General features: G+C 39.9%; 4 protein-coding genes and 1 pseudogene. All 5 read left to right on the top strand.

Going from position 1 to position 4,568, the window contains the following annotated elements; all coding sequences use genetic code 11:
• Positions 1-35 precede the first annotated feature (35 nt).
• Positions 36-857 carry a nickel transporter permease gene (nikC, locus tag HMPREF1151_RS05885; protein WP_009661419.1) on the top strand — a complete coding sequence of 274 codons (822 nt, stop codon included), beginning with the start codon at positions 36-38 and terminating at the stop codon, positions 855-857.
• A gap of 82 nt (positions 858-939) precedes the next feature.
• A complete protein-coding gene (locus HMPREF1151_RS05880; protein WP_009661417.1) occupies positions 940-2,505 on the top strand; it encodes an ABC transporter substrate-binding protein in 1,566 nt (521 codons plus the stop codon).
• A 12-nt stretch (positions 2,506-2,517) separates the two neighbouring features.
• On the top strand, positions 2,518-3,315 hold the full coding sequence (locus tag HMPREF1151_RS05875; protein WP_009661418.1) for an ABC transporter ATP-binding protein: 798 nt from the start codon (positions 2,518-2,520) through the stop codon (positions 3,313-3,315).
• A complete protein-coding gene (locus tag HMPREF1151_RS05870) occupies positions 3,308-4,129 on the top strand; it encodes an ABC transporter ATP-binding protein (protein ID WP_009661420.1) in 822 nt (273 codons plus the stop codon). Before HMPREF1151_RS05875 ends, HMPREF1151_RS05870 begins: the two co-directional genes overlap by 8 nt.
• A 207-nt stretch (positions 4,130-4,336) precedes the next feature.
• Positions 4,337-4,568: pseudogene (locus tag HMPREF1151_RS05865) on the top strand (ABC transporter substrate-binding protein); the annotation flags it as partial.

Below are 4,568 nucleotides of genomic sequence, written 5' to 3'. Positions count from 1 at the left end.
CTATTAGACCCTAGATTGAAAAGGGAGAGAGCATAATGAAAGAATTTATTCAGAAACATAAATTGTTCTCTTTCTACACTGCATTGATGCTTATTATCGTATTCATTGCTATTTTTGCACCATGGCTTGCGCCGGGCGATGCTTTTTCCTCAGATATGACAAAAGCATTACAAGCCCCTAGCGCACAACATTGGTTTGGTACCGATAAATTGGGCCGTGACGTATTGTCTCGTATCATTTATGGTACTCAATTATCCTTGTTCATGGGTGTATCCATTGTAGTGATTATGGTAAGCATTGGTACAGTTATCGGTGCCGTAGCAGGTTACTTTGGCGGCAAGGTTGAAATGGTTCTTATGCGCTTGGCGGATATTATGTTATCCTTCCCAGGTGTAGTACTCGCCATTGCAATCGCCGGTATCTTGGGGGGCAGTATTGTAAATACTATCCTAGCATTATCTGTTGTAGGGTGGGCTAAATATGCCCGTCTTGTTCGTTCTATGACGCTGAAAGTACGCGGTGAAGAGTATGTAACGGCGGCCGTTATGATGGGCGCCTCTACGTGGACAATTTTACGCCGTCATATTATCCCTAATATTTTGCCACTCGTTGTAACCACAGGTGCGCTCGATATTGGGGCAATCATGATTGAGGTAGCAGGTTTATCCTTCCTTGGATTCGGTGCACAACCACCAACACCTGAATGGGGCCTCATGCTTAATGAAGGTCGTCAATATTTGCAAACGAGTCCATGGCTCATGGCATTCCCTGGTTTGTCGATTCTTATTGTCGTATCTATTTTCAACCTTTGGTCTGATTCCTTACGGGACGTAGTGGATCCTAAGAATCAAGGATAATAATTTTTGAATCTTTATTATGCTATTTGATGTGTAATAGGGAGATATAGTTTTGTATAGTGTGTTTACAAGGAGATTGTAAATGAAAAAATCTTGGAAAAAGGCGCTGTTAGCAGGCCTTAGTATCGTAATGATGGGTTCCTTCATCGCTGGCTGTGGCTCCAATAATGGTGCTGATAATAAGGACGTATTAAAGGTTGGCGTAACTAACTTTGCATCTACATTAGAACCTACAGAAAACTTCTTCGCATGGGTTGTCATGCGTTATGGTGTAGGTGAAACATTGGCTAAATTTGATGAACAAATGAAGCCACAACCTTGGATTGCATCCAAATGGGAAGTATCTCCAGACCATAAAACATGGACGTTTACCATCAACGATAAGGTAAAGTTCTCCAATGGTAAGAAAGTTGATGCTGCAGCAGTTAAAGCATCTATCGAACGGGCTTTTGAAAAATCCAATCGTGCGAAAACATTCTTCGAATATGACTCTATGGAAGCTAATGGTCAACAATTAGTTATTCATACAACAAAAGAATATCCTAATATGCCTGGGCTTTTAGCGGATCCATTGTTCCTTATCGTCGATGTACAATCTGAAAAAGACGGACGCAACTTTGCGAAGGAAGGTCCTATCGGTACAGGCCCATATGTAGTTAAATCTTTCACTAAAGAACGCGCTGAAATGGCTGCTAACGAAAACTATTGGGATGGTGCAGTACCATTCAAAACTGTAGAAATTCCTTCCATCGACGATCCTAATACGCGTGCTATGAGCTTACAATCTGGCGACGTAGATATGGCTGTTAACATCGGTGCTGGTGAAATCGGCTTATTCCAAAATAACGATAAGTTCAAGGTTGATGAAATCGCATCTCTTCGCGTAGTATTGGCTCGTATTAACCAAAAAGGTGTTCTTGGTGATGACAAAGTACGTGCAGCTGTTATTTCCGCAACAGATCGTAAAAACTATGCCGATGTATTGCTAAAAGGCACATTCATTCCTGGTTCCGCTCCAATTCCACCATCCATGGACTATGGCTTCAAAGATTTGAAAGATCCTAATGCATATAATGTAGATCGTGCTAAACAATTGTTAGCAGAAGATGGCTGGAAAGATACTGATGGGGACGGCATCCTTGATAAAGATGGTAAACCGTTAACATTCAACTTCGTTGTATATAACTCTCGTGCAGAATTACCACTTTATGCCGAAGCTGTTCAAGCAGACCTTAAAAAAGTGGGTATCGACATGAAAATCAAAACAGTTGACTATAACTTGATTGATAAAATGGGTCAAGATGGCGACTATGATATGCTTATCTCCAATATCGTAACTGCTAATACAGGTGACCCAATCTGGTTCTTGTCTAACTATTGGCATACTAATATCGATGGTTCTAACCCTCAAAATGGTTCTGGTTACTCCAACCCACAAGTTGACCAATTGTTAGATGCAGCTGAAACAGAATTCGATCCTGCTAAACGTCGTGAATATGCAATCCAAATTCAACAATTATTGATGAATGATGGTGCTGCATTATTCTTAGGTTATCCTAAAACTAATATCGTAACTGGTTCTTACTTGAAAGGTGCCGTAATGTACCCAAGTGACTACTACTGGATTACAAATAAAATTACTAAATAATAAGGAGCTATAATGGCAGAAAACGTACTCACAGTAGAACATCTTAGTATCGCGTATCAAGGCGTACCTGCTGTTATGGATGTAAATTTTACCTTGGAACGCGGCAAGGTATTGACCATCGTAGGGGAATCCGGATCCGGTAAGACTACCGTGATCCGCGCCCTTATGGGGTTATTACCAGTCGGTGGTGAGGTTACAGAAGGTACATTGCTATTTAATGGCAAAGACCTTCGAAACCTTTCTAAAGCCGAATGGCGTTCCATACGTGGCAAAGACATGGCCATGATCTTCCAAGATAGCGGTAGTGCACTCGATCCGATTGTACGCATCGGCAAGCAATTTAGAGAGTTATTTAAGGCTCATATTGAAATCGATAATGACGAATGCGATCGTCGTGCTATTGAATTATTAGAGTCTGTTGCGTTACCTAATTGCGCCGATATATTGCGTCGATATCCACATGAGTTATCTGGCGGTCAACGCCAACGTGTAGGGATTGCTATGGCATTAGCTTTAGATCCAGCATTACTCATCGGTGATGAACCAACATCCGCTCTAGACGTTACAACACAATCTCAAGTTGTTATGCAAATGATGGAATTATCTAAAGAACATAATTCCGCTATCGTTATGGTAACTCATAACCTTGGTGTAGCAGCGTATATGTCCGATTACATCATCGTTATGAAAAAAGGCCGTGTTGTAGATGCAGGTACACCACAAGAAATCTTAGAAAACCCATCTAATGAATACACAAAACAATTAAAAGATGCGGTGCCAACATTGGGAGGAGGTCGTTACATTGACTAACTACGCAGTAGAAATTAAAAATGTATATAAACGATTCCCACTTCCTACTGGTGGTGAACTTGAGGCGTGTAAGAATATCAACATTACCCTTGAAAAAGGGCAATCCCTTGGCATTGTAGGTGAATCCGGTTCTGGTAAAACAACATTGGTTCGTATGATTATGAAAATGTTGCCTATTACAGAAGGTGAAATCTACGTAGACGGTGTTGAAATTCAACATATGAATGCGGAACAAACTAAAGAATACCGTCAAAAAATTCAAATGGTATTCCAAGATCCATCCGCTGCATTTAATCCGCGCATGAAGGTTAAGGATATTATCCTTGAACCACTCTATAACTTTGGCCTTCTAGAAAAGGGCAAGGAAGAGCAAATCGCTGGTGACTATCTTGAAATGGTAGATTTACCACGCGAATTTATGCATCGATTCCCTCATGAGATGTCTGGTGGTCAACGTCAACGTGTAGCTATTGCACGGGCTATCGTGTTGGAACCTGAAATTCTTGTATTCGATGAGGCAACGAGTGCTCTTGATGTATCCGTTCAAGACTCTATTGCGTATCTACTCGCTAGATTGCAAAAGAAACGGAATTTGACCTATCTATTCATCGCTCATGATATTGCTTTCATTCGTACTATGTGCCATAAGGTTGTAGTTATGTACAAAGGCGACATTGTTGAAGAAATAGATGCGTTCCACCTAGCAGATGCTAAACATCCATATACAAAAGTGTTATTGAGTTCTATTTTTGAAATAGGACAACCTCACAATCCGTTGAGCATGGATACTATTACTGATTCTACAAATCAATAATATATTTAGTGAAAGCCTTCGCGTATGCGAAGGCTTTTATTTTTTTACTATAACCCTAGAATTTTATAGTCTTTAAAAAAGTTATAATTTTATAAAATATTCTCATTTGTTTTGAGTGAGATCTATATATTATATTGTTGTTATGTCGACATATTAATACAAATATATTCCTATTATGATGAGGACGGTGTATAGTAGGAGGTTTACATGAAAATAAAAAAGTATAGTTTCTTGGGAGTTTGTGTAGTTCTGATAGCTATTTTTGCTGTTTTTGGGTGTGGGAAGAATACCGATAAGGATACATTAAAGGTTGGAGCCATGTCATATGCGGGGACATTGGAACCTACAGAGAATTATTTTAGTTGGGGGATTGTGAGGTATGGCATCGGTGAGAATCTAGTTAAATTTGATGATTCTATGAAGCCACAACCGTGGATTG

This window comes from Veillonella sp. ACP1 (genome assembly GCF_000286635.1).
Lineage (GTDB): Bacteria > Bacillota > Negativicutes > Veillonellales > Veillonellaceae > Veillonella > Veillonella atypica.
Note: the sequence above shows the minus strand (reverse complement) of the source record. Positions and strands in the feature narration are given on the sequence as shown.

Bases quoted from the DNA above. Each gene is read 5' to 3' on its own strand.
- nikC (WP_009661419.1), top strand. From the start codon at position 36: ATGAAAGAATTTATTCAGAAACATAAATTGTTCTCTTTCTACACTGCA.
- HMPREF1151_RS05880 (WP_009661417.1), top strand. From the start codon at position 940: ATGAAAAAATCTTGGAAAAAGGCGCTGTTAGCAGGCCTTAGTATCGTA.
- HMPREF1151_RS05875 (WP_009661418.1), top strand. From the start codon at position 2,518: ATGGCAGAAAACGTACTCACAGTAGAACATCTTAGTATCGCGTATCAA.